This window comes from Biomaibacter acetigenes (assembly GCF_003691585.1).
In the GTDB taxonomy this organism is placed as follows: domain Bacteria; phylum Bacillota; class Thermosediminibacteria; order Thermosediminibacterales; family Tepidanaerobacteraceae; genus Biomaibacter; species Biomaibacter acetigenes.
The window spans coordinates 1,636,799-1,658,678 of sequence record NZ_CP033169.1; the positions used below are offsets into that span (position 1 = coordinate 1,636,799).

Annotated in this window: 32 protein-coding genes; all 32 read right to left on the reverse strand. The window is 47.5% G+C overall.

Features of this window, described 5'->3' with window-relative positions:
- Window positions 1-7: 7 nt before the first annotated feature.
- On the reverse strand, window positions 8-742 hold the full coding sequence (locus D2962_RS08130) for a T4 family baseplate hub assembly chaperone (RefSeq protein ID WP_122014681.1): 735 nt from the start codon (window positions 740-742) through the stop codon (window positions 8-10).
- Between the two features lie 28 nt (window positions 743-770).
- A complete protein-coding gene (locus tag D2962_RS08135; protein ID WP_222927718.1) occupies window positions 771-1,226 on the reverse strand; it encodes a phage tail protein in 456 nt (151 codons plus the stop codon).
- Window positions 1,227-1,242: 16 nt separating this feature from the next.
- The gene (locus D2962_RS08140; protein WP_122014682.1) at window positions 1,243-2,781 is read right to left on the reverse strand and encodes a phage tail sheath subtilisin-like domain-containing protein; all 1,539 of its coding nucleotides are present in this window, start codon (window positions 2,779-2,781) and stop codon (window positions 1,243-1,245) included.
- Window positions 2,781-3,005 carry a hypothetical protein gene (locus D2962_RS08145; RefSeq protein ID WP_122014683.1) on the reverse strand — a complete coding sequence of 75 codons (225 nt, stop codon included), beginning with the start codon at window positions 3,003-3,005 and terminating at the stop codon, window positions 2,781-2,783. Before D2962_RS08145 ends, D2962_RS08140 begins: the two co-directional genes overlap by 1 nt.
- Window positions 3,006-3,017: 12 nt before the next feature.
- Window positions 3,018-3,569 carry a hypothetical protein gene (locus D2962_RS08150; RefSeq protein WP_122014684.1) on the reverse strand — a complete coding sequence of 184 codons (552 nt, stop codon included), beginning with the start codon at window positions 3,567-3,569 and terminating at the stop codon, window positions 3,018-3,020.
- Window positions 3,566-4,138, reverse strand: coding sequence for a phage virion morphogenesis family protein (locus tag D2962_RS08155; protein ID WP_122014685.1), 573 nt, complete (start codon window positions 4,136-4,138; stop codon window positions 3,566-3,568). Before D2962_RS08155 ends, D2962_RS08150 begins: the two co-directional genes overlap by 4 nt.
- Entirely contained in the window at window positions 4,135-4,509 is a 375-nt protein-coding gene (locus D2962_RS08160) for a hypothetical protein (RefSeq protein ID WP_122014686.1), read from the reverse strand. Before D2962_RS08160 ends, D2962_RS08155 begins: the two co-directional genes overlap by 4 nt.
- 1 nt (window position 4,510) lies before the next feature.
- The gene (locus D2962_RS08165; RefSeq protein WP_162991154.1) at window positions 4,511-5,017 is read right to left on the reverse strand and encodes a hypothetical protein; all 507 of its coding nucleotides are present in this window, start codon (window positions 5,015-5,017) and stop codon (window positions 4,511-4,513) included.
- Window positions 5,018-5,137: 120 nt separating this feature from the next.
- Window positions 5,138-5,365, reverse strand: a complete 228-nt coding sequence (locus tag D2962_RS08170) for a DUF5659 domain-containing protein (protein ID WP_122014688.1) — start codon at window positions 5,363-5,365, stop codon at window positions 5,138-5,140.
- Between the two features lie 11 nt (window positions 5,366-5,376).
- On the reverse strand, window positions 5,377-5,586 hold the full coding sequence (locus tag D2962_RS08175; protein WP_122014689.1) for a hypothetical protein: 210 nt from the start codon (window positions 5,584-5,586) through the stop codon (window positions 5,377-5,379).
- On the reverse strand, window positions 5,583-5,795 hold the full coding sequence (locus tag D2962_RS08180) for a hypothetical protein (protein ID WP_122014690.1): 213 nt from the start codon (window positions 5,793-5,795) through the stop codon (window positions 5,583-5,585). Before D2962_RS08180 ends, D2962_RS08175 begins: the two co-directional genes overlap by 4 nt.
- 17 nt (window positions 5,796-5,812) lie before the next feature.
- Window positions 5,813-6,727 carry a hypothetical protein gene (locus tag D2962_RS08185; RefSeq protein WP_122014691.1) on the reverse strand — a complete coding sequence of 305 codons (915 nt, stop codon included), beginning with the start codon at window positions 6,725-6,727 and terminating at the stop codon, window positions 5,813-5,815.
- 21 nt (window positions 6,728-6,748) lie between these two features.
- On the reverse strand, window positions 6,749-7,612 hold the full coding sequence (locus tag D2962_RS08190) for a hypothetical protein (RefSeq protein WP_122014692.1): 864 nt from the start codon (window positions 7,610-7,612) through the stop codon (window positions 6,749-6,751).
- Between the two features lie 2 nt (window positions 7,613-7,614).
- A complete protein-coding gene (locus D2962_RS08195) occupies window positions 7,615-8,313 on the reverse strand; it encodes an XkdF-like putative serine protease domain-containing protein (RefSeq protein WP_122014693.1) in 699 nt (232 codons plus the stop codon).
- Between the two features lie 73 nt (window positions 8,314-8,386).
- Entirely contained in the window at window positions 8,387-8,752 is a 366-nt protein-coding gene (locus D2962_RS08200) for a hypothetical protein (protein WP_122014694.1), read from the reverse strand.
- On the reverse strand, window positions 8,749-12,132 hold the full coding sequence (locus D2962_RS08205) for a hypothetical protein (protein ID WP_122014695.1): 3,384 nt from the start codon (window positions 12,130-12,132) through the stop codon (window positions 8,749-8,751). The genes D2962_RS08200 and D2962_RS08205 overlap by 4 nt, the downstream gene beginning before the upstream one ends.
- Window positions 12,110-13,690 carry a phage portal protein gene (locus D2962_RS08210; protein WP_122014696.1) on the reverse strand — a complete coding sequence of 527 codons (1,581 nt, stop codon included), beginning with the start codon at window positions 13,688-13,690 and terminating at the stop codon, window positions 12,110-12,112. The genes D2962_RS08205 and D2962_RS08210 overlap by 23 nt, the downstream gene beginning before the upstream one ends.
- Window positions 13,691-13,699: 9 nt before the next feature.
- A complete protein-coding gene (locus tag D2962_RS08215; RefSeq protein WP_122014697.1) occupies window positions 13,700-15,184 on the reverse strand; it encodes a terminase large subunit in 1,485 nt (494 codons plus the stop codon).
- 10 nt (window positions 15,185-15,194) lie between these two features.
- Window positions 15,195-15,512: a hypothetical protein gene (locus D2962_RS08220; RefSeq protein ID WP_245984992.1), complete on the reverse strand. Its 318-nt coding sequence runs from the start codon at window positions 15,510-15,512 to the stop codon at window positions 15,195-15,197.
- A 52-nt stretch (window positions 15,513-15,564) separates the two neighbouring features.
- Window positions 15,565-16,575: a ParB/RepB/Spo0J family partition protein gene (locus D2962_RS08225; RefSeq protein WP_122014699.1), complete on the reverse strand. Its 1,011-nt coding sequence runs from the start codon at window positions 16,573-16,575 to the stop codon at window positions 15,565-15,567.
- A 3-nt stretch (window positions 16,576-16,578) separates the two neighbouring features.
- The gene (locus D2962_RS08230) at window positions 16,579-17,589 is read right to left on the reverse strand and encodes a DNA adenine methylase (protein ID WP_122014700.1); all 1,011 of its coding nucleotides are present in this window, start codon (window positions 17,587-17,589) and stop codon (window positions 16,579-16,581) included.
- Window positions 17,590-17,593: 4 nt separating this feature from the next.
- Window positions 17,594-18,628: a DNA adenine methylase gene (locus D2962_RS08235; RefSeq protein ID WP_162991156.1), complete on the reverse strand. Its 1,035-nt coding sequence runs from the start codon at window positions 18,626-18,628 to the stop codon at window positions 17,594-17,596.
- Window positions 18,625-18,858, reverse strand: coding sequence for an HNH endonuclease (locus tag D2962_RS19870; RefSeq protein WP_425456623.1), 234 nt, complete (start codon window positions 18,856-18,858; stop codon window positions 18,625-18,627). Before D2962_RS19870 ends, D2962_RS08235 begins: the two co-directional genes overlap by 4 nt.
- A gap of 280 nt (window positions 18,859-19,138) precedes the next feature.
- Window positions 19,139-19,336 (reverse strand): hypothetical protein, encoded by a 198-nt coding sequence (locus tag D2962_RS08245; protein WP_122014703.1) that lies wholly within the window; start codon window positions 19,334-19,336, stop codon window positions 19,139-19,141.
- Window positions 19,337-19,405: 69 nt separating this feature from the next.
- The gene (locus D2962_RS08250; RefSeq protein WP_122014704.1) at window positions 19,406-19,822 is read right to left on the reverse strand and encodes an RNA polymerase sigma factor; all 417 of its coding nucleotides are present in this window, start codon (window positions 19,820-19,822) and stop codon (window positions 19,406-19,408) included.
- Window positions 19,819-20,025, reverse strand: a complete 207-nt coding sequence (locus D2962_RS08255; protein ID WP_122014705.1) for a hypothetical protein — start codon at window positions 20,023-20,025, stop codon at window positions 19,819-19,821. Before D2962_RS08255 ends, D2962_RS08250 begins: the two co-directional genes overlap by 4 nt.
- 13 nt (window positions 20,026-20,038) lie before the next feature.
- Window positions 20,039-20,260, reverse strand: a complete 222-nt coding sequence (locus tag D2962_RS08260; RefSeq protein WP_122014706.1) for a hypothetical protein — start codon at window positions 20,258-20,260, stop codon at window positions 20,039-20,041.
- Window positions 20,214-20,789 carry a Holliday junction resolvase RecU gene (locus D2962_RS08265; protein WP_122014707.1) on the reverse strand — a complete coding sequence of 192 codons (576 nt, stop codon included), beginning with the start codon at window positions 20,787-20,789 and terminating at the stop codon, window positions 20,214-20,216. Before D2962_RS08265 ends, D2962_RS08260 begins: the two co-directional genes overlap by 47 nt.
- Window positions 20,790-20,840: 51 nt before the next feature.
- Entirely contained in the window at window positions 20,841-21,134 is a 294-nt protein-coding gene (locus D2962_RS08270; protein WP_122014708.1) for a hypothetical protein, read from the reverse strand.
- A gap of 71 nt (window positions 21,135-21,205) precedes the next feature.
- On the reverse strand, window positions 21,206-21,493 hold the full coding sequence (locus D2962_RS08275; protein ID WP_122014709.1) for a DUF7694 domain-containing protein: 288 nt from the start codon (window positions 21,491-21,493) through the stop codon (window positions 21,206-21,208).
- The gene (locus tag D2962_RS17520; RefSeq protein ID WP_162991157.1) at window positions 21,490-21,666 is read right to left on the reverse strand and encodes a hypothetical protein; all 177 of its coding nucleotides are present in this window, start codon (window positions 21,664-21,666) and stop codon (window positions 21,490-21,492) included. The genes D2962_RS08275 and D2962_RS17520 overlap by 4 nt, the downstream gene beginning before the upstream one ends.
- A complete protein-coding gene (locus D2962_RS08280) occupies window positions 21,644-21,874 on the reverse strand; it encodes a hypothetical protein (RefSeq protein ID WP_122014710.1) in 231 nt (76 codons plus the stop codon). The genes D2962_RS17520 and D2962_RS08280 overlap by 23 nt, the downstream gene beginning before the upstream one ends.
- Window positions 21,875-21,880 lie beyond the last annotated feature (6 nt).

A 21,880-nucleotide genomic window follows, 5' to 3' on the forward strand; every position in this document is an offset into this window, starting at 1 on the left:
AGAAAATCTACCGCCTGCTCCTCCCCGTCGGCAACAAAAAACCCTGCCCTGCCATGGGCAGGTCCATATCAAATGCATTCCAGCACTCAGGGCACTCCACAGTTATCGCAGTGTCTATCCCGCATTCTTTTGCCTCCACTTCTCCCCTAAAGGCTGCCGCATCTGAGGCAGGCAGCTCTGCAAAAGCCTTGCGGGTAACCATTTTTTCTCCTTCAATCTCCACCACCCGGAGCAGCATAATAGAAGTCATCAGGGCATCCGGATGATCCCGACGCATAGTTGCCATTTTTTGTTCATCTTTCCCCCGGAGCATCCGCCAATTTATCACCTTGCCCGATTTAGGCAGGGTAAACGTAAATGTATGCTCCGGCTTTGCATGCTCCGGATCTTCAAGGTATTTAATCTTCAGGTCGCCCAGGTTTTCTTCCCATTCAAACCTGGCATTGCACCGCGGGCAGGTCACCCGGAAGACAAATGCATCGCCGTATGTTATCCTGCGTAGCTGGAGCAGAGCAAATACTCTGTCCCCCACCAGCATATTCATTACGTCCACACCTGGAGTGAGAAGGCAGGCCTGCAGGACCTTGTTGATGGCTTCCCACTCCCGGCCCTGCCGTCGGTTCAACAGCATATCCTCTTCGGCGGTAGTCATCTCCCGCAGTTCGCCTTCCCACCTTCCGGGGAAAAGAAAAACACCTGGCTTTATTTCTGCTTCAGCCAGGGTCTTGGGTAATTCAGTCACTCTAATCCCTCCCTAATAAAATAAATAATCATGCTGGTTCAAAGTAATCGATAGCAAGAGTTAGCTTGCGAATTGTTTTTTCTTCAGAGGTGCTATCCCATTCACCAGCCACAAAATCCGTTGGCCACGCACCATATACATTCCACCGCTGGACCTCTCTACCGGCTCTATCCAGTTGTATGATTGACAGATTGCGCTTATATTCGTCCGGTTCTGCACCTCCTGTTTCCTGTGATGCATCAATGACCTGCCGGAACCACTCATATGTTTCAAGATTCTTTGTCGCACCATATTCGAGAGTAATATCACTATAATTTCCGAATCCTGGACTTTTATCGGGCAATAATCCTCCACCTTCACGGTGTTCGATTTTCCCTACCGAGCCCTTTAACTCGCTGCATTTCTGAAATCCCGTTTGGGTTATTCCGTCTATTTCCACCAGAAATTTGAAGCGGTCAAAATAACTCCGTGCCTTACCGGCCATTTAGATCACCTCCCATTTATCCCTCGGTTTGAACCTTGCGCTGGAATTCAAACCAGATGAACTCCGCAGGGCGTTGTGTTGCAAGCCCAATCAGACCACGCACGATGCCCTGGTCGATAAACTCTTGCGTGTTTAGTTCCTCGTCGATCTTGACCACAAAAGCATCCTGCGGTTTTTCTCCCCTGAGGCCTCCCTGCTTCCACACCGTCAGCAGGAATGAAGTAATGCTCCGTGTAAGCCGTTTCCAAAGGCCAGACTCATTGTTCTCGAACTCGGCAAACTGGGTGCCTTCATATATCGATTTTTCGCAGTAAATAAACGTCCTGCGTTCGTTTATATATGGGAATTCCCTGCTGCTATCCAGCGTCCTGGCACCGTAGACCCTTATGCCGTAACCTCGCAGGAAGCAGATCGGGTTAATCCGTGCAGGATAGAGCACGTCCCGCACAGCTTTATCGTTTACCAAGTCGGTTTCCAATCCTATTACTCCGACCAGTCTCCCGTCTTCAATACCTGCCGCCACCTTCCATACACCTTTATCTCCATCGGTACGGGCATATGCCCCAATAATGAAGCCGGAAGGCGGGACCACCTTCTCCTTGCTCGTTAACGGGTCCATTATCTTTACGTTGGGGTAGTAGATAGCTCCATAGCTGCTATTGAGGCCTGCTGTGGTCTCAACATAAGTTTTGACCTGATCCGGAGTGTTCCCGAATGGTGGATCGAGCACTACAAAGCAGTCTTTGCGTCCGGCCGCATAATCCAGAGCTGCATTTTGCACCGCACTTGTTGCCACTCCAGGAATGGCAATAAGTAGACTCTCCTGAACAACGTCCAGCGCATACAGTCCAGTGCGGCCGGCAGGAGAACCGATATAGTCGGCATCGACCAGACCAACCAGCCCATCACTACCGTTTGCCAGGCTGAACGTGCCCGCAGCTGGCCGGTCGTTAGGCGCAGTCGTGGCACTGTCCTTATCAGTTACCGTGATATATTTGCTCACTCCGTTGATACGGGTTTCAACGTAATCCGGGTCAGTGTCAATCATGGAAAGCTCATCAAATACTTCCCGCACTATATCCTGCCCGTCAACAGTCTCCAACACCGTCAGTTTGAATTTATTTGTGGGGTCCTTTGTTGCATCTTCAATTTTAACCTTGAGTCTGTTACCCCATGTGCCTTCGTTGATCGCATCCACCTGCAATGTATCAACAGGAGTCGTGGCCTTATCTTTCAACGTAATCGTCGCCTTGATTGCGGTGATGGTCTCAGGATCGCTTGGATCAGTATAATGGGCTGTTCTCACCACATATACCCTTGCCCCTTGCTTGTTCATGAACAGACCATAAGCGGCATAAGCCAGCCATCCATTCGCGATAAATCCCCCGAAAGTCTCCTTAAACTGTGTCCATGATGTTATCAATGTTGCTTGACCGATGGGTCCCTTTTCGGCTATACCTATCAAGGCCGCTGTACTGGTCGCTGTTCCTGTTATGGTTACCACCTGGGGCTGCGCTTCAGTCACATAATGACCAGGAGAAAGGAATTCAGGCATTATTTATCACTTCCTTTTTTCGCTTTGCTTTCAGAACTCTCTTCTTTTATCACTGATATAACTCTCAGGTATCCAGCCGCAATTGCAGCTTTAACCTGCTCGCCTTTTAATATCGCTTCATCAACCTCACGTTCCTCTAATGCTTGCAAATGCAGACTTTTCCCTGCCCCTAATTCCAAAGCCAAGGGTGCATTCTGTTTATTTTTGAGCTTAACAGTGCCCATTTTATCACCTCTCTATTTCTTAAAACTGTAGGCCACATTATCTTCGCCCCCAGTGGTGGGGTTATTAAAAGTCGCTTGGAACTCCTTTGCCAGCTTGCCGTCATAATATACTCCACTGCTTACCTCAATACCTTCCACCACAAAGCGCCCTGATGCCCGGATCAATTTCCCGCCAGCCCTGTTCGGACTCGATAAAGGCTCTATAAAGCGCAGCGGATATTCGTATTCGCCAACTGAAAGATATGGGTTTGCTCCAATCCATGCAGTAAGTTTTTCACCAACGCCCAGAACTTCAAGCGTATTCTCTGCCGTTACTTCAAAGTCAAATTGCAGATCATAAAACCCCGGGGGTGCATATACCCTTACTGTGCCTGCTACCTCATCCTTAACCAGATTTGGCACATTAGCATCATCAATCCTCGCTTCAGTTATATCCGGCAAAAAAAGAACCAGCACCGGCAACTGGGCTATTTCCAACATGGAGTCATGAGTGCTGGTTACGGTATTGGGCAACACTTCAGCCTTGAATCTCTGGAGGAGTGTCCGCATCACCGATTCTATCATTTACGACCCGCCCCCATGGTGCCTTGCTGCACCGTCTTAATGAATAATTCCTGCCAGTTTTCTTTTTCCGCCTCAAAGACGGGCTCAAAGGTAGGCCGCCGTGGAATACGAATGTATTTTGTACTATCTTTAAGGTGCAGCCCTTGTGAATGAAGATATGCACGCATCTTGGGCGTAACCTTGATGTATAAGTCGCCGCCGTTGCCGTCTCCGAGCTCATGAATTGCTGCAATATTCACCATCTGATGTCCGTCTTTCCCTTTTGCGCTTCGCAGCACGCCTGCGAAAACCGTCGCCCCGTCTATTACCCTGTATGTTATGCTGTTTCGCAGGTCTCCATGGTTTATTAAGGGCTTCGATGACCCTTTGCGTGCGATGGTGAAAGGATGATTTGGCGCATACTTCTGGCCTCCCGGTGCTCCCTCGGTCATCCCCTTTTTGAGAGACTTAACCGCCGCCTGCCCTACCCTGTTCAGACCGGTTTTATAGGCTTTTTTGAAATTGTCGTCCAGCTTATCCAGAAATGCCTTACACTTTGCCCAGTCGCCTATCAGTTTCGCCTCTATCATCCTCGATCGCCTGCCTCGAACAGTATTTTGAGCATTCTCGCACGTCCTCCGTAGTGAACCGCTGGCCGCTTTTCTGTCACGTAAAGCTCGGTCGATATACCTGCGATACTGATGATTTTATCCCCCTTATTGAGGCCGCCGGGAGGCTCGGCTTCAATCAGCAGGTAACCTGATGTTTGCGGCGAATCTCCCCCGGGCACCATATTGAGCGCCTCAAAGCGATCATATTTCACCTGGGCTTTAACTGTTACCGGCGTGCTTTCATACTTTATTTCTCCAATGGGCTCCCTGAAATCAGGATCAAACTGTGTGGCCGTTCGGTCAACCCGACAAATAGCCACTTCTACCGGGTGAATAAGTTTTGGTCTCATTTTAAACCCCTCCGATGACTATCGGAGCCCGAAAAAGAGCCAGCACGCCGTCAATATCCGGGTCGCCAGTCAAGTCAAGGGTAGATGCCAGCCGCTCCAGGGTGTATGAATGGCCGTCGGTGTTCTCGCTCACAATCCTGGCCCTCTTGCGCTCTTCCTGCCCCTCTGCATCGCCCAACAAGGGCAATTCCCGGATGACCAGCCTCTTGGCAATCTGCTTGATCATGGCTGGAGTTAAATATTGCTCTCCCACTTTGTCCACGAAGCCCCAGGTGCCCTCGATAGAGACATTCTGTCGTCCCTTCGGCCATCGTGTCTCCCTGTAAAACTTGGGGTTGCGGCGGTCATCGGGGAAGAACCGGTTATAAACCTTATAGTCAGTGATGGCCTGGCCGTCTACCGTTACACTTACGACCTCAATGGGAAACACCGGTAGGAGAAGCGTTTCGCTACCGTTTCCATCGAGAGTGATGGTCATGGCCCGGGGTTCAAACCACTGTCTCGTCACTCCATCTATATAAGCGGTCGCAAGTGCAATTAGGTTTGTAAGCCTGACGTCTGTAGCCTGCTCTGCTGTTATCCCCTCATCGCGGATATCCTGAATCGTACAATATGCCAAGGCCATCACCTACCTGTGAATAAGTTTCTTCAGTGCCCTTATCTCTGCGTCATATTTGCGAAAATCAGAGTTTGCAAACTCAAGCATCAATTGTTCCGCAACATCGATGCTGTCGTCAAAATAAAAGACCGCCTTCCTGGGGTTGGAGCGGTCTACTTTTACTAACTCTAATCCCCGCAACTTCAGATATCCGGCAAGAGCAAGGTCCGAAGTTGCAAACTCTTTAATCTGCCCCATGTTCCTCCTCCTTAGCCAGTATAGTTATCCGACTTGATAGTCTTGAGGGTTACGGTGGTCGTAGTGACCGCAGTACTATCAGTGCCAGCGGTAACTCCTCCGTGAGTGTGAGTTTGCATGGCGTTCTTCAACGCCTCCAGGTCGGCCGCCATATCGTTCAAGATTTGCCAGAGTTTTTCCTGTTGGGCTCCGGCGTCCCCGATGTTATATGGGATTTTCACCGCTTATCACCCGCCGTTTCAAACAGTCCGGATGCAAGCAGTCTTTTAGCCATTTCCTGGTCCTCAACTTGCTGCGGAACATTTTTAACGAACTTCTTCCCGCCGGATACTAGAGTGGCCGCCCCCTTTAATACCAGCACGGTCACTTTTTTATCCTGCTCAACTTTCCCTTCGGTTTCTAACTGGACATCATTCTTCTTTTCAGCCATCGTTAATCACCTTCCGCTTATGCTACGTTGTATCCTATGACAAGAGCATCATCAAGTACGATCTGTGCTGCATCAACCCGGCTGGTCATGGTGTACTCAATGATTCTCTTCCTGGGCTGGCGTACACGCTCACTGGTGAAATCACGCTGGATGCCGGTAGCCAGGTTTTTCCGCAAGGTGAGAATGAGCACATCGTCAGGAATAAAGTCTACCGGAAATATGGTTACACCTTTATACTGCGGTAAATTTCCCGTCTGCAGCAGTTCATCCGCCCAGGCTGTCTGGCGGGTAGTCAGCTGCTCAATATAGGCCTCTGCTACAGTAGGAGAAACATAGAACCTCAACTCGGCTTTATTGGCTTTGTATTTGTTTGGCAGCATGTTCAGCATGCCAGGAAATACCACGCCTTTGTAATCGGTGCTGGCATTGGTGTCAAATTTGTGAGTAGCGGTGCTGGTTTTTGCCAGTTTGATGATACCGTCATCAATCTGAACAAAGGCATCGGCGGAAGCGGTATCGCCATTCCAGGCCAGATCGGTCAGGTCATTGGCAAACTGCTGGGCCAGCATGCGGGCAATATGATCCTCGGCCCCTGCCCGTTCGATGTTATCTTCAAGGAAGGTTATGGAAATATCAGCAGGCAAAATAACCTCAACGGAATTAAGCTGCTTCTTGCTGGTCTGGATGCCTGCGGTTTCTGTAGGCTCGGTAGCTTCCACACCTTTGCGGATAATCCGGTTTGCCACGCCGATAAAGTCTAAGTCCATCGTCGGACCGTTCATCCTCTCGGTCCTGATATCTTTCAGAAATGCGGACTGGTCTACAATATAATCGATGAATTTGTTTGCCTGCTCCGGATTTAATCTACCTCCGGTAGCCAAATCTGCGGAAGTTATGGCCGCTTTAGCAATGAGAGTTCTGTTAGAAATCATTTTGTGTACCTCCTTCTTTCTTCAGCTTAAAAATGCTCCGCCCCAGAAGTCGGACTTTTCTACGGGTTCTTTGCCCTCTGGGATTTTGTTTGAAATGCCTCTTGCTTTCTCTACCACTTCCAGGCGATCTTCCAGAGGCTTGACAGCTTTAGATACAGTTTCCTTGATGATGTTCTGAAGTTCTTCTTTCCCCTGGGCTGTATCGCCAGCCTGGTTGCCGTCTGCCTGCTTTTCCAACTTCTCTAACCTCTCACTAATCGGTTTAGTGGCCTCGTTCACCGCTTCGGCCACCATTTTGCTCAGTTCTTCTTTTGTCACTTGGGTCCCCTCCTCGTCTTGATTATCAGCTTCTGCCTCACTTATTATCTGCGCAAGCAGGTTGTGAGCATCTTTTAATGCCTTTAACCTGGCCGCACTAATCTTGCGACCCGCTTTCACAAAGTTTTCCTTCTGATACAGCTCTAATGCTTTTGTAATGCCAATTTGGTTTAATGTCCCAAGCAGATAAGCCTTGAATTCCTCTACAGCTGCATTTATCCTGGCAGATTTATCTGCTGCATCGCTTGCAATGATTGTCCTGATAACATCCCGTAGAGTCGAAAAAGACTGCCATACCATGTCGTCCGTGGCTTCTATTTGCATAGCCTGAGTAAACGTAGGGATTTGTACTCCCTGCGACTCGTCTTGCTTCTTGGGTCGGAAAAATTCCTTTAGGACCTGGAACAGCCCTTTATACTGCTGTTCTTCCGGCTCCTGTGTTTGCACTTCTTCGGGATAGTCAGCAGATTTAAATATCTTGAACTGCCTGCGATTTGCACCTTTATCCACCAGGCTCACCATCTGGACATCGACATTCCTGAGCTCGCCGGGTATGGGTTTATCCATCCTTACTCACCTCCCTTCTCAGGGATTAACTCTGATACACCAGCCATAGAATAGCCGGTTATCTCGCCTTTGAGAATGGCCTGCCAGGTTTCTTCTTTGAGAATCTTTGTGGCAAGAACCCAGGCTCCCGGAGTAAAATCAGGGTCACCGGGTCGTGCAATGAAGCTTTCTACCACAACCCCCTCATCCGGCTCCCAGTCGTGCTGCTTGTCAATCTGGGTAAGCCGCAGGTTCTCCATGAACCGGTGGGCCATCTTTTCGATTTCCTCTGCTGAAGCCCATTGTCCCTGGGTATCTTTTTCGTTTGGAACATAAACTTCTCCGTATACTATACGCTTATGAAAGTCCGCTTTTTTGAATGCGACTTCTTTTTTGACTTCGCTTACTTCACCGATCCCCAGCCGCTTGGCATGGGCCTGCAGGTGGGCCAAGGCCTTTTTTCGCAGTTCCTCTGCCGTGATACTATCGGTAATCGGCTGTACCTGATTTGCTCTGGCCAGCGCATTTCTCAGATGCGGCAGGTCTACTGTGCTGTCATCGTTGGGGTCTGTTACACTTTTATTATGGTGCGGCAGATGCCTGGCCCGCTTATCCTGAGTAGTCCCTTTGGTATAGGCCGGTTCTATTACCGCAAAAGCCGCATCCGGGAGACTGTTAATAAAGGCTGTTGTCCACTGTGCTTTGGTTATCTCTTCCAGCATCTTTATCACCTCATTTTTTTAAAACTAAAAGGACCGGATCGATATTGATCCAGCCCTTTCTTTTTCCGGCTGATTAATAATGAGACCCACGCCACCCAAACTGGCGGCGGTAGAATTCATAGAGTTCTTCTGTAGAGCTAAATTCCGGGACCTCTCCTTCTATATATGGCCTTACTTTCTTGTTGTATTCGTCTAATGTAAGAGCCTTGAATTCAATCAGGCCATAATCCTTTACCCCTGAAAATGTCTTTTCTATACGGTGCCATATAAATCCGTCTTTAGTTTCTCTTACCAGCTTTCCAAAAAACTGATGCCCCCTGTTCGTATCGTGAAAGCCTACCCAGTCGTCATGCACTTCTACATCCAATCCAAGAATTAACGGTGGATTGGGCCCAAATGAGTTATCTTTTACTTTGTATAAAATTTTACTGTCAATCATATTATCTCCTGCTTTATAACAAAATTTTCTACTTTTTTACCATTTATTTCAGTTATGCCTGCCTTCTTAAATTCTTCTATTAAATTCGTACGTAACTTATCATCATCGCAAGATATACATGTAATACTTTCTTTACGGATTCCCTTTCTGAACATAACCTCGTTCGATATTGTGTAGTGATTGTTCAAACTCGATATAAATTCTTTTGCCGACATTCTCTTATCGAAATCTCTGTCTTTGCCAGTGCCTCCAAAGTTATCATGATCATACGCATACCAGTCTGTTCGCTCTAATTCCTTGATGTCTACATGTATCCTATAACCAGCTCCTTTGTAATGAGCTTTAAATGAACAATATCCTCTAGCATTCTTTGGTACAAGTCTTACAAAAGCGCTGTCTGCGCCTCCCGACATTATGTCTTCGGTCGGGCTGGCTCCACCTTTCAAAATACCGTTGTGATACCGTTGCAGTGTTGACATCATCCCTGGACTATCAGGTGAAAATATTTCCACTACAGTTTTTGGGCTATTTCCTATTCCGGCGAATAAATAATCTGCTCCAGCTTTTTTGTATTCCTTACTGATTCCTTCCTCTACGAATGTTTTATATCCTGGCCAGACCTCCTTTTCCACCAGCTTATCAGCCCTGGCCGGGTCTATACCTTTGCTTTTTAACAGCTGTTCCATCTGTTTTGTTGTGCGTTTCTCCAGGGGAATATTATACTCTTCTCTCGGTGCGTGCTGCCAGGCTAAACGCGATAACCGCAGCAGTCGTTCATCCTCTGGTGTAGGATCGGCTATTGCCGCTTCCAGCTTCAGCTTTTTCATGATTTCTTGTGCCTTTTTAGCGGCTTTGACTCCGTCCGCATCGTATACCCTGACTTCAAGCTGACCCATTAATGCTCGTTCACGTGCGGTTCCTGCAAAATATACTGTCGCATCCTGATCGCTATAATACCATGCTCTCCCAACATTCACACCTTTGCCGCGGCTCATTCGGTAGACGCCGCGCTTATGCTCTAACCGGCCAGGCTGGAATATGAAATCTCCGTGGCCTGCTCCAATCTCTCGCAATGCTTTTTCTATATCTCCATGATAATCCTGAGGAATCTTCATTGTCAACTGAAATCCCGGCCTGCCGTCATCCTCGATCCTTCGAATAGTGATAACCTGTCCCTCGATTTTTTTCCCGTCTTTTCGCACAGCGACTCCTAGCGGTGTTTTCGGCACTTGCTCAAAATCCTGCATTATGTCAGCATTTTTAGGCGGCTTCAGTTTTGGTAGAGGGGGTGTTTTTCTTGCCGCCTCTATCTTCGCCCGGGCCCGCTCCTTGACAGCTATGCTGATTTTTTCGGCTTTGTCCGGATCTGCTAGAGCTTCCACCAGCTCGTCTTTAGTCATGTTCTGGAAGTATTTTATCTTTTTAGCTTTTGCCATATCTTTGAGAGCCTTTGTGTTTAGCTGGCTCAGTTCTTCTTTTGTCATTACTTGCGCTGCCAGAGGTGCTTTTGCCATCTCTGTCCCTGTCATCTCGTCTGCAAACTTAAAAACACCCTTGAATTTCGGGTCCCTGGCTTTGAGCAGTTCGGTATAGAATTGCCGGAACTGCTCCCTGACTTCATGCTTTCTCTTGACAGCAGTGGCTAGGAATGTATCTGTCTTTCCTCCCTTGCCGTACAGTGCCTCCGCATATGGTCGCAGGATATTTTTGTATTCTTCGTCCGGGATGGCTTCAAGTCTCTGCAGGGTCGGGAGGATTGTCTGCAGATCCAAGTCAATGTCTTTATCTGAAAAAGCCCTATAGATGATGTTATAAATCGGCTCTTGTTCTCCGTATTTTGAATTTGGATGATAGCTGAGGTTCATTTTCCACGATTTTGGATCATTTATGTATCTAAATGCCTGTTCCTTATCTACTCCCAAAATCTTCCCATCAGCTAACTGTATAAAATTGCCCCCATGGGAATCAAAGTTTCCTATCACCCAGTCCAGGACGTGCTCCCGCTGAATCTGTTTCCATTGTTCCGGTGTTAGGTCCTTCCAGTTTATCTTTTTCAGATCACCTTCAACATTTGAATATAATTTTTGTAATGTCCCGATCCGGCCTTTTTTGTCCGTAACTACTTTAATTTCTATAAAATCTCCTGGCTCGTATATTTTGCTGGCTATCTGCGATGCAGCTTCCTGGACATATGCCCGGAACGGCTCAGGTTTGCCTGATTTTGATTGTGCGGGCTTAAAAATATACTGGCCCCCTTTTGAGTCAATATATATGTGTTTCTCTCCTGCGCCTCCTAAAAAACCACCTGACCCTGCATACTCCAGATTCTCCATTGGGGGTATTTCACTCTTGGCTTTGACCGGTTCATACTTGATATCCAGAGGTTCATGGCTTACGGTTATATCACTAAAAGTCGAAACAATATAGGTGCACCGGCAGTGGTAGTGATACGGTGGCAGAGCCAGCCCTTTTTGAACAGCTCCTTTTGTATCAAGGTTTTTTACCTCGTCAAATGGTAACCAAGGATGAATCTTCTTAATGTCCTCAGGATTCTTGGCGTTCAGTACCGCATCCCGGAGTTGCACAGCATGTTCTATCTTGAATGTGTGTTTTGCCATTGTCATGCACACCGGACAGGTCCTTTCATCCCCTACCGGCAGTATTTCATATGTCTCCACCTGGGCCTCGATCATGCTTTGCACTCCGCCGAAGTTTCTGGCCCTGTCAACGGTTGTGGCCGCCAGCCCCCTCCAGTATGCATCGCTTTTGGCGAATTTGTCCCCCAGAAGAGCTTTGAGCTGCCTGCCGACTTCTTCCCGTCCGAGACCCTGCTCTAAAGCTAGATGCCTCACTTCTTCTGCTATGGTTTTCCCAAGCTGTGCGTCATAGTAGTCCCCAATCCAAAATACCGTATGGTCGGCTAACCATTGTCTTGCCTGCTCGTCAATGAGCCCCAGCTCTGGCTTAATACCTATCTGTGCTCCTGTTACCCTCCTGCCCAGAAGGTATGCGGTGCCTACAATGTCAGCCACCTGCTCCTGTGTTAAAGCCTTATAGTTCGGCCCCATCTCTTTCGCAATGGCATTGAGCGCTAGATTGACTTCGTCTTCTTTTATATCCCCACCGAAGCATTCTAATATTGCAGCTCCTTTTTTTATGGCTTTTCGTGCCTGTTTGTCCCATCCTTGAAGCAAAACATTAGTTAGATTTTTTTCCACATTCCATATGATTTCTTCTGTCGCATCAAGTTTTGCTCCTGGTCCAAACAAATCCCCTTCGGCTGCCTTTATGACCGGCACATGGAACATGAAATCCAATATATAATCAATGGCAGCAGCCAGTTCCCGCCGTTCTTCTTTACTCAGCAGTGCTATATTCATACTCCTCTAACCTCTTTCGCACATCGATCAGGAAGCTGGCAAACTTCTTTAATGCTTGGGCTTCATCGCCGGGGTTAGTATCTATACTCCCGGCTTTCAGCTTGGCAAGATATACTTCTAATGGTTCTTTCAACCAATCAGCTCCTTCAGGATCTGGTAGCTCTTTGTTGAGGATTTCCTCCATGATGCGCCTGGATTCTTTGACGGTCATACCTGCTTTGATAAACGTCCCAAGCATTTCAGTCATGTCTTTGGCATTATCTGCTGTAGGTGCCAGGCTCTTGAACTCCCAGTACTTCACGTCCATAGCCGGGAAAAGCAGCCGGTTAATGGTAAAGTCGAAGTCGTCCCGCTCCGGCCCAAAAACCTGCTCCTCAGCCACGCGCTTGCTTTCCTCGGCGGTGGAACGGTTGAAGTCCTTTGTTCTACCGACGTAAATCGGCGGCAAGCGAAAGGCCGAACGCACTTTCTCCTGGTTCTTCTCGTCATAGTCAACGAATAAAGCGTCCTTCTGTTGCGCTTCGGTCAGAGGTTTAATCTCAATTCCTGCTTTTTGACCTGATGGTGCCAATGGATTAGGAGTTGTCTCCGCCTCAATTACGAGTATTTTGTGGAATCCCTTGCGGCCTTTGATATTGTTTTGGATATAATCCTCTATCCGTGTAACGCTATCAGCAGCAAGCCGGCCGGAAACCAACACGGCCAGAGGTGGGACTGTCTTGTTGTCAAAATATTCGTAGTTGACCTCTTCCGCCTGCCGGCTTCCCTGCACAGCAAGAATATTTCCTATCCACCTAGGAATTCCGTAAGGTGTCCGTGGAGAATATATCTTAAAATGAATAACCTCTGTGGCCAGCGTAATATCTGTTTTTTTTGCTTCTTCTTCGGTTAATACTTTTCCGGTTTTTGCATCGATGGGCCTGGGATCGCCAAATTCCTTAAAATAAACCGTAATTCCGTCTCTGATTTGAACAAATCTGCGGAACCTTTTACGGTGTGGAATTTCTTCGTACGTATTGCTGTCTGTCTTAATTTTTATATTGATGTCTGTCGCTTCTTTATCAAGCGGCGTAAGACGCATTGTATAACTTTCAAGATGCTCAATGCCTGCTATTTCGCCCCTGCCATTCCGCAGTATCTCCCAGTATGCATTGCCCGTTGTCTCAAGGTCCCTCCTGGTTTTCCGCCTTATCTTTACGAAGCTCTCATCCGGGTTGCAATAACGGAAAAAGTTCAGGATTTGCCTTCGTTCGGCTTCTGCTTCCGGCGGATATTTCCCATCTTCTCCTGCGGCGACACCTTCCGCAGGCACCAGCGTGAATCCGAAACCGTCGATGTTAGTCTCCATAGCATCTATACATTGCCCCAGGATGTTGGAGTATTCAGGGAGCATTGATAATATTCTTAAGTCATACGGCGGTTCAATTGCTATTCCCTGTCCGTATAACCCGACAAACGGGTCCTCCTCAATTTTGTTGCTTGTGACAATTTCTTTGCCTCCAAGCACCTGAGCTTTATATATTGTCGCCTGTAAAGCCTGTTCCTGATTTTCAGCCATAACTTCCACCTACCCTATAACCATCACTCTTCCGCCTTCTCTTCCACCCGGTTCCCATATTTGCCACTGAGTAGCCTTGCGCATTTGCCATGCAATACACAGTGCGGTCACCGTATCGTCGTGGTTTCCTTCCCCCTCCGGTGCCCCGGCGCTGCCGTTATCTTTCCATTCGAAGGCGATCATCTCGCCTTTGGTGGCTTCATCGTAGATCGTTATAAGCCCCCGGCGGACCGCCTCCTCGGCCTCGTCCACCATCATAAATTTGGTCGCAGGGTTTGTGTCCCATCCAGGATTTTGAGGCTTAAAAAAATAAAGCCCTGGTGTTTCAAATTCCAGTAGCTTTACCAGCACAGCATGGCCATGGTTATTACGCTCTACACCTAAAATTACACCGTAAGGCTGACCCTGCCGATATTCCCTGGCCAGTCGGTCTACATAAACTGCCAGTACCTGTGGTTTTAAAGCACCGTGCAATATTGCCACCTGTTCCCAGGTAGACATCTTGAAGACCTGTGCACAGGCCCGGTCTCCGTCCGGCAAACCTTCCGAAGTATCCACGCCGATGGCGTACCGCTCTCCTGGCTTTGGCCGCTCCCATACCCGCAGATAGTTGTCCGTGTAAATCGGCTCTTTTTTCGGCCAGTGCTCGATGATCGTGGCATCAAATACCGGCCGGCCGCTCTGAAGGAAACTACATTCATATTCCCGGGCAAACTTCCTTTGCCCTAATCGCCGGATTTTGGCCCGTCTCCATTTGATTTGCTCTGGCGTGAGATTATATTGGGCGATAAGTTTTATTTCTTCTTCGCTATATGGCTCCAGGTTTTCTCCTTTTCGTAACGGTTTCTTATACTCTGGGTTTACCCACCAGGGATATAAGTGCAGTGTGAACTCACTCTGCCCGGCCCTGGCCTTCTGGACTTCCGCATAGAAAGGATCGCCCACACCGTTCGGCGTGCTTTCCAGACATATATTCCCGCTTTCCGGTACCGCTTCTAAAAGTCCCGGCAGAGTTTCCTCCGCATTGGGCCAAAAAGCCACCTCCGTTGCCAGGAGGTTATTAATGGTTTCCGATCGGCCGGCATCATCTGTGGCCGATGCTATGGTTATCTGGCTTTCCAGGTCTGGGAAGGTAAATTCATATTTGTTATCGTATCGCACCCGAGGCCGAAACTCTGGCGGGATACGGAAAAACATCAGCTTCAAGGCGGCCAGCAGTTTCCCCGCCGCTTCCCGCTTATGGGCCACTATTTTTGTATGGGTGGCCTCGTTGGTTATAGTGTCGTGCAGGTATTCGGCCAGTTTGAGAGTAGAGAACCCGTGCTGCCTGCCTTTTAATACGATATCTCTTTTTGACCTGTGAGCCATATAGTGCCGCTGGACAGGATTTAAGTAAAACGGAACTATCTTTTTGTTTTTACTGCGCACCCAGAGGAAAGTCTCTATATACCATATCGGGTCAAGAAAATTATGTTCTTCGTTCTTTCTGGCCATTGGCGGCCACCTACTCTATATCATCTACTGTGTTATCGTCATTATCATCTTTGATATTTTCTGCTGCAGCTTCCCTCTCTGCCCGCAGCCTCTTAATACGGTCCTCCCAGCTCTCTGTAGTTACAACAGCCTGGTCAGGGGCCTTATAAACCACACCCAGGCTCTGCATGGTCTCATAGTACTGCTGGTCTTCAGCCTGGATGTCCCGCAGGATTCTGTTTTTTACCCCTGGGTCCTTGGCGTTGGCGAACTCCTGCCACCGGAGCATCTGCCGCTCCTGGTAGTTCTCTGTAATTTTCCAGATGGTCTTTTCGAGCGGTTCTCTCAAGACCTCTGCGCCATATTGCCTGCCGTACTCTTCGACGGCCTGTATGTCTCTTTCAATCGTCCGTTCGCTTACTCCGAGGACGTTTGCTATCTGTTCTTTCGGCCAGTGCTTCACGAACCGAAGGCGCAGCACTTTCTTCCTCCGGTCTATTATCTCCCTGCTCCGACCGAACGGATACCGTTTCTGATAATTCCAGTCCTTCATCCTCATCACCCTCTGATGCTGCTCCAGCCAGATAATCCGCAGCCATCATCTCCAGCGCCATACCCCTTGGGTTCTTCATATACCCCTGGGTGCGGATTATATGCTGCAGCGCCCTGTCTACAATTTGTAGCTGCTCAGGGAAAAGAGCAAACCTTGTTACTATAGGGGCATTTTCGCCTTCCAGGTCATCCTTCCCCCTGTCCAGCTTTTTCAGGTTCTGCATGGCGTTCAATACTAAGTCGTGGTCTCCAGCTGGACACTCGATTTTAATTTTGATTTCCGCAAACGTAGCTTCTGATTCAAGCAGTGCCTGCTCCACGAAGTCATGGAGGCTTTTCTCCTTGTCCTTGTATATTGTGGCCGAGATAAAGATCGGCTCTGCCCGCCGCTCCTTCTCTGCCCGTTCCTCGACGACCTTGTCAATATCTGTCGGCAGCTTCAATAAGTCCAGTGAATCCTTCAATTCTGCCTTTTCATAAGGCAGGGCCGCTTCGAGGTCCTCCAGCGTCATTGTTTTGTTCAGATCATGGATGAGGTTGGCCAGCCGAATGGGAACAGCATTTCCTCGCATGTAGTTCAGCTGGATTGTTTTAAGCTTGGCTTCGGTGTCGTCCATATCTATCACAATAGCGGGCACTTCTTTATACCCCAACTCATGGAGCACAGACCATCGATGATATCCGTCTATTATCTCCCATTCATCATCATTAGTCTGCCTTACAAGAATTGGCTGCACGAATCCTCTCCGCTGGATATCGGATTTTAGCTTTGCCATAGTTTTGGCATCCATCTGGTTCGGGTTCCAGGAATTTGCCCGGACTTTATCGATAGGCAGGTTCTTTACCTCTAACTCTTTCATGCTTTATCCCCTTTCCGCATATATAAGGATTTCTGTATCTCGCTTATCGCTGTCCGCCTTTTGGTTGCCGAAGCGGTATTTATATTTCAGCGGTATTTCAACCGCTGTTGGTCGATGTCTTTGCACTATTGAAAGAAATTCCCGTCGGTCCACTTTGGGCCCGCCATAGCTGATAACCCATATTTTTGCCCATTCAGCCCGTTCCAGCATGTCCTCTATTAAGTGGTAGGCCTGTTGTTTGTTAAAACCGCTGATTTCCGGTTCTTTTACTTCCCCTTTAAGTATCCAGTCCAGCACTTTATACCGTTCCTCGTATGGCGCAGAACCGTAATATGGAGGATCGAAATACGCTATATCTGCTCTAACCCTTTCTAAAAATTGCAGCACATCCATCTGGCTGAATGTGTTTTCCTGACCGTTTGAGAATACCGAAGCATTGACCTTGCGTATTTCCTTTAATAACCTATCCGTTGATGACTTTAGATATAATTTTGCGCTCCTCATGTGCCCCAGTGGAAGATATATATTTTCTTTCGGGCGCAGAGCCTCGTATGTCCACTGTACGCCAAAGTCTCCATGGTGCCTGCTCCGCAGGATGAAATTGATTAATGCAAGTGTCAGCAGATCTTTTTTATATCCTGCTTCCTTCTGGCGCAAATTCCCCAGGATAGTGTCTATAAATACAGCATCGTCATCGGTAAAATATTTTATCAGCGGTTCCTTCTGGCATAAGCTGTAATCATTCGGTTTTAAGAGCATAGCCACATCCGTCTTATTCAGTCTCGTCCGTGCATTTTCGATCAATCCCCTGCCGATAACCGCTGCCCTCTCCGCCAGGTCGTTGCAGTGTACTTTGTAACCCATGGCTTTTGCATATAACGATACGCTGCCGCCGCCTAAAAACGCATCCACAAATGTAGGAGCTTTCTCCGGGCCTGGCAGGAGGTTAAAAATTTTCTTTAGCAGATTTTGTTTGCCTCCGAAATAGGGAGGAAGGGCCTGAAGAAACTTCATAATTTTACCTCGGCCTCCCTACTATCAGGAACTCCTCATTCTTTGCCTGGTGCTCCTCGGTGGCCACCGCAGGTATATGCCGGTACTTGATCCGGTAGGTCTCCGTCCGCCGGTACCGGGCGACCATTTCCTGCAACTCGCTCAGGTCATTCGCCCCGCCGGCGTTCCCCATGCTCGCTATCCAGATGGGAATGTGGCGGGCCGCTTGAAATACTTCGTCCAGGAACTTCATTCCGTCCTTGCGGGAGAACTCGCTCTTTCTGGCCGGGAACATCCTGCCCTCTAGGATCTGATCCAAGGCATGGTAATTGTCCTCATAGGCCATGGTTCCGGCATAAGGCGGGTCGAAGTAAACTACGTCTGCCTGTATCTCTTGTAAAAACTCCCTGACGTCTAGTTTAAAGGCCCGGTTTTCTTGGGCGTTGTCTATCACCCCGCGATTAACTGCACCGGCAAACTCCCGGAGCGCTTCTGGAATGGGCTTTAGGACGGCCTTTATGCTCGCATGATACGTGCGGTTTTTAATCCACTCAATGCGGCGCTCCTCCATGGGGATATTGAAGGCGTTGGGAGTGGAGAATTTTTTATATTCCCGCATGGAAAAGATGTATTTGACCAACAAAAGCAGTAAAAGGTATTTCTTGTGGCCTTCTTCCATTGCCCTTACCAGCGCAAAAGCATTATCCAGAAAGTCCGCATGTTTTGAAAGGATAACAGTAGGGCTGAAGTTGGCCCTTATAAACCCGTCGTTCTCGGTCTCTAGAAAGAGCCGGTTAATGTCCTCGTCCGTAAGCTTCACCCGGTTATTCTCCACTAGGGCCTTGCCAACAATATAAGACCGCTGGGCAATGTCATTGCAAAGAACCCGGTAGCCCAGGGCCTTGGCCATTACCGAGACCGCCCCGCCACCCAGGAAGGCATCTGCAAAGGTAGGCGCCTGGCTTGCCGGTGGAGCCACCTTGAAGATGGCCTTGACCAGCTTTCGCTTGTCGCCGTAGTAGGCTGGCAAAGCGTCGAAAAACCTCAGATTGCTGCTCATCGCCCGGCCAACTCCCTCAGTTTTGTTTTTGATATAATTCCCCCATGTGCCTTTGCATGGCAATCTGCGCACAGGCACACCAGGTTCTCGGGCACATCGTCTCCGCCAGCCCCCCGGCTCTTTATGTGATGGACGCATAGCATCCATGTTGACCCGCACACCTGACACCTGGGACGTTTTGCAGCTCGTATTGCCTTCCGGTCTACTATCCTTTTTCTCGGTTTTGGCACTGGCCTTGCTATGTTCAATGGTTTTCACCCCAAAATAAAAAACGCACCCTCGTTGGTGCGTCTTTATTTTTCGATACTTTCCCTTGCCTCAAATTATACCACATTCCGTCAAAAAAATGGTTGTAAAATTGCAAGAAAAACCGTCAAGTTTGTGTACAACCTCATGCCCTTCAAACTCAGTATTACCAAGCATTTCAGGATTTATGAATCCGTCAATTTTCTGTCACAAACTCATTTTTTAAAAACTGTCAAAAAAAGAAGCCTCATCATGAAGGCTTCCTTATTTTGCCCACTCATATCCTGCTTTTTCGAGTCTTGCCGCATCAGTCAATGTAACCACCCAGAACCTTTCGTCATCCCCCATCATCACCGCCATTGACTTTATGCATCTATTTGCAAAACTGAAGGCCTTTTCCCTGCTTTTAAACTTGTATGCCGCCTTTATTATCTCTTGAATTTTCTCGTTTATATTGACCATCTCGGTTTCTCCTCCCTGTGCTTTGACCCTTTTGATTATATTAAGCTACTAAAAACACAGAAAGTCAAGCTAATTTTTTATTGAATCAAGAAAACTTTTCAGCACCGTGGCCGGTACCTGCTGAAGGTATTGCTTTACTATTTCTCTGACTTCGTTTATTCTGCGTCCTACTGTTTCTTCGCTAATGAACAGCTTTTTCCCGATCTGTTTGTATGTCATATGTGCTTTGTATTTCATCCGATATACTTTCCTTTGCTCTGGATGCAATGTCCGGACGCCCTTTTCCACTGCGTCTAAAACTGTTGATAATGCCGCTCTTTTAATTGCCACTTTCTCCACTCCGCTTACCGGGTCCTTTGTGTTCTGCTTACTGAATACAACCACCGATGATGACGATTTCGGTTCGATGTCCTCTATTTGAGCTCTAATTTCTTTCATGTTGTACAGTATCCAGTCAATCATTTTTGGCGTGATGTCTTGTTTCATCCGACCACCCGCCCGGGATGAATCTGCCGCAGATATCTACCTATCCGCTTATAATGATCATGTTTCATCAGTTCTATGATTTCTTTGCGTGATATGCTTATGACGGCTTCCGCTGCTTCGTTTTTCGCCAATAATCCTGCCCTTTTCAGTTTAAAAATTATATATGGATTTGTGTAGCAAATGTATTCATAGATAGTGATCATTCATGTGCCCCCTTTATCCAAAGTAAATATCTTCTGCATGGGGTTTCCTGACTCTGATTTTTTCTCCCGGCGCTCCTGTAATTATCAGACGGTTTGTTTCGGCATACTTAAATCGTGGTATCTTGCTCCCCTGCTGCCTTACACAGTCCTTGCCCCATTTCACCTGGCATCTGCGGTAATATCTGCACCTAGCCAGCAGGCAGTATCTTGTTCGTTCCCTTTCTTTTTTTGTCATTTTGATTTGCCTCCCCTCCAAACCACAGGTTGTCTACCACAGCAAGATAGTCCAGGGCAGCCCGGCCGCCCAGTCTGGCCTCCCATTCCGGCCGCATCTGTTTTATTGAGATTGAAGCAGGCCCTTTCTCATATCTCCATCCCAGTATGCCCTCTCTCCAATATTCCCATGGCACGACAAAGAATCGTATCATACTAAAACCCACCAAGATGAATCCGATTCCACCGGCCCTGGTCCAATCTTCAATAAACTGGGCTTGATGATCTTCCACTCGGTCCCATCTAATCCTGTCCTGGGAGCAATGCTTAGCATCGAAAGCGAGAGAGTGGCCGCGGTAGGTCCCTAAGAAATCTACCGCGGCTTTTTCCTCTACTTTGGCATTTACCACCCGGCCCCGACCGTCTCGGAGAGGTATCCAGGCGGTGGGCACCTTATGGATAACCGCTATCCGTCGTGACCTATATTGGCGGTTGGCCACGATGATCAATTCTTCAAGTGTCCTGCCTCTATTGGCCTGAGAACTTACCATTTTCCGCTCATCCCCTTATTCGTTTGCTTCATATAGTCTTTGGAATATGTATCAACCCATTCCGTTACTTACCGTTTCCATAATATAACTGGTTGCCATTTTCCAATCATGTTCATTTACATGCTTATATCTATCTGCTCTGACATGTTCTTTCTGTTCTTCATCCCACTTCCATAATGAACCACCATACCACCAATCTAAGTAAATCGTTTTTTGCAGGTCATTTTCTAACTTTGATAAAACTCTTTTTAGCTCTGTATCATAGCACTTTTTTGCAAGGCTATTAAGATAATCCATAACCTGTTCTTCTTCTTTTTTGTTGTGAATTTTAAAGATTTGAAGCATCTTATTTCCACTTCCTCCTTCGCATAATTTACATACTACGTAATCATGTAGCTAAAATAAATCCTATTCAATCATGCTATATCTCCCATCTTAACCTCCCATAAATGAAAACAGTTCGGATGCAGATTCACGTATTCTCCGTCTTTGGGCAATATCATTGCAAAATCTTTTGTCCTGGGCAATAAGTCATACCGTGCTTGTTTTATTTCATCCCATGTTGGATATCTTTCTTTATGGCTAATGCTCAAATGTAATCTGCCGTCATCCCTGGATATTAATATCAAGCATCCCGTGTCCGTTTCGTAACGGTCGCACGTTATGTCTGCTATTTTTACTTTTCCTCTCGGGTATATCTTCACTTTAACCGCCTCTTTTCAGCTAAAAGTTCGTTTATCCGTTTTGTGCACCTGGCTCTCTCGTATCTGTATATTTTTTTGTCTCTGCCTTCCGCAGCTTTCTCTTTGTTCAATGCATCTTTATACTTTGCCACCATAAGCGCCAGTTCAGAATCAATTTCCTTTGTTGTTGACATTGTTTTTATCCTCCTGATTTATAAGTTTTATATATTTCCGGAGAGAATCTCGACAAACTGTAAACCCTGCATATTTTTTGAATTCCTTCTCCATGGCTATACTCTTTTTTCTTTCGCCGGCCTTTTCATAAGCGATTTTTGCCTTCAACAACGCTCTACGGATTTTATCGTCTTGCAAGTCTATTTTGCGGCGGAATCCCATACTCATTTGGAT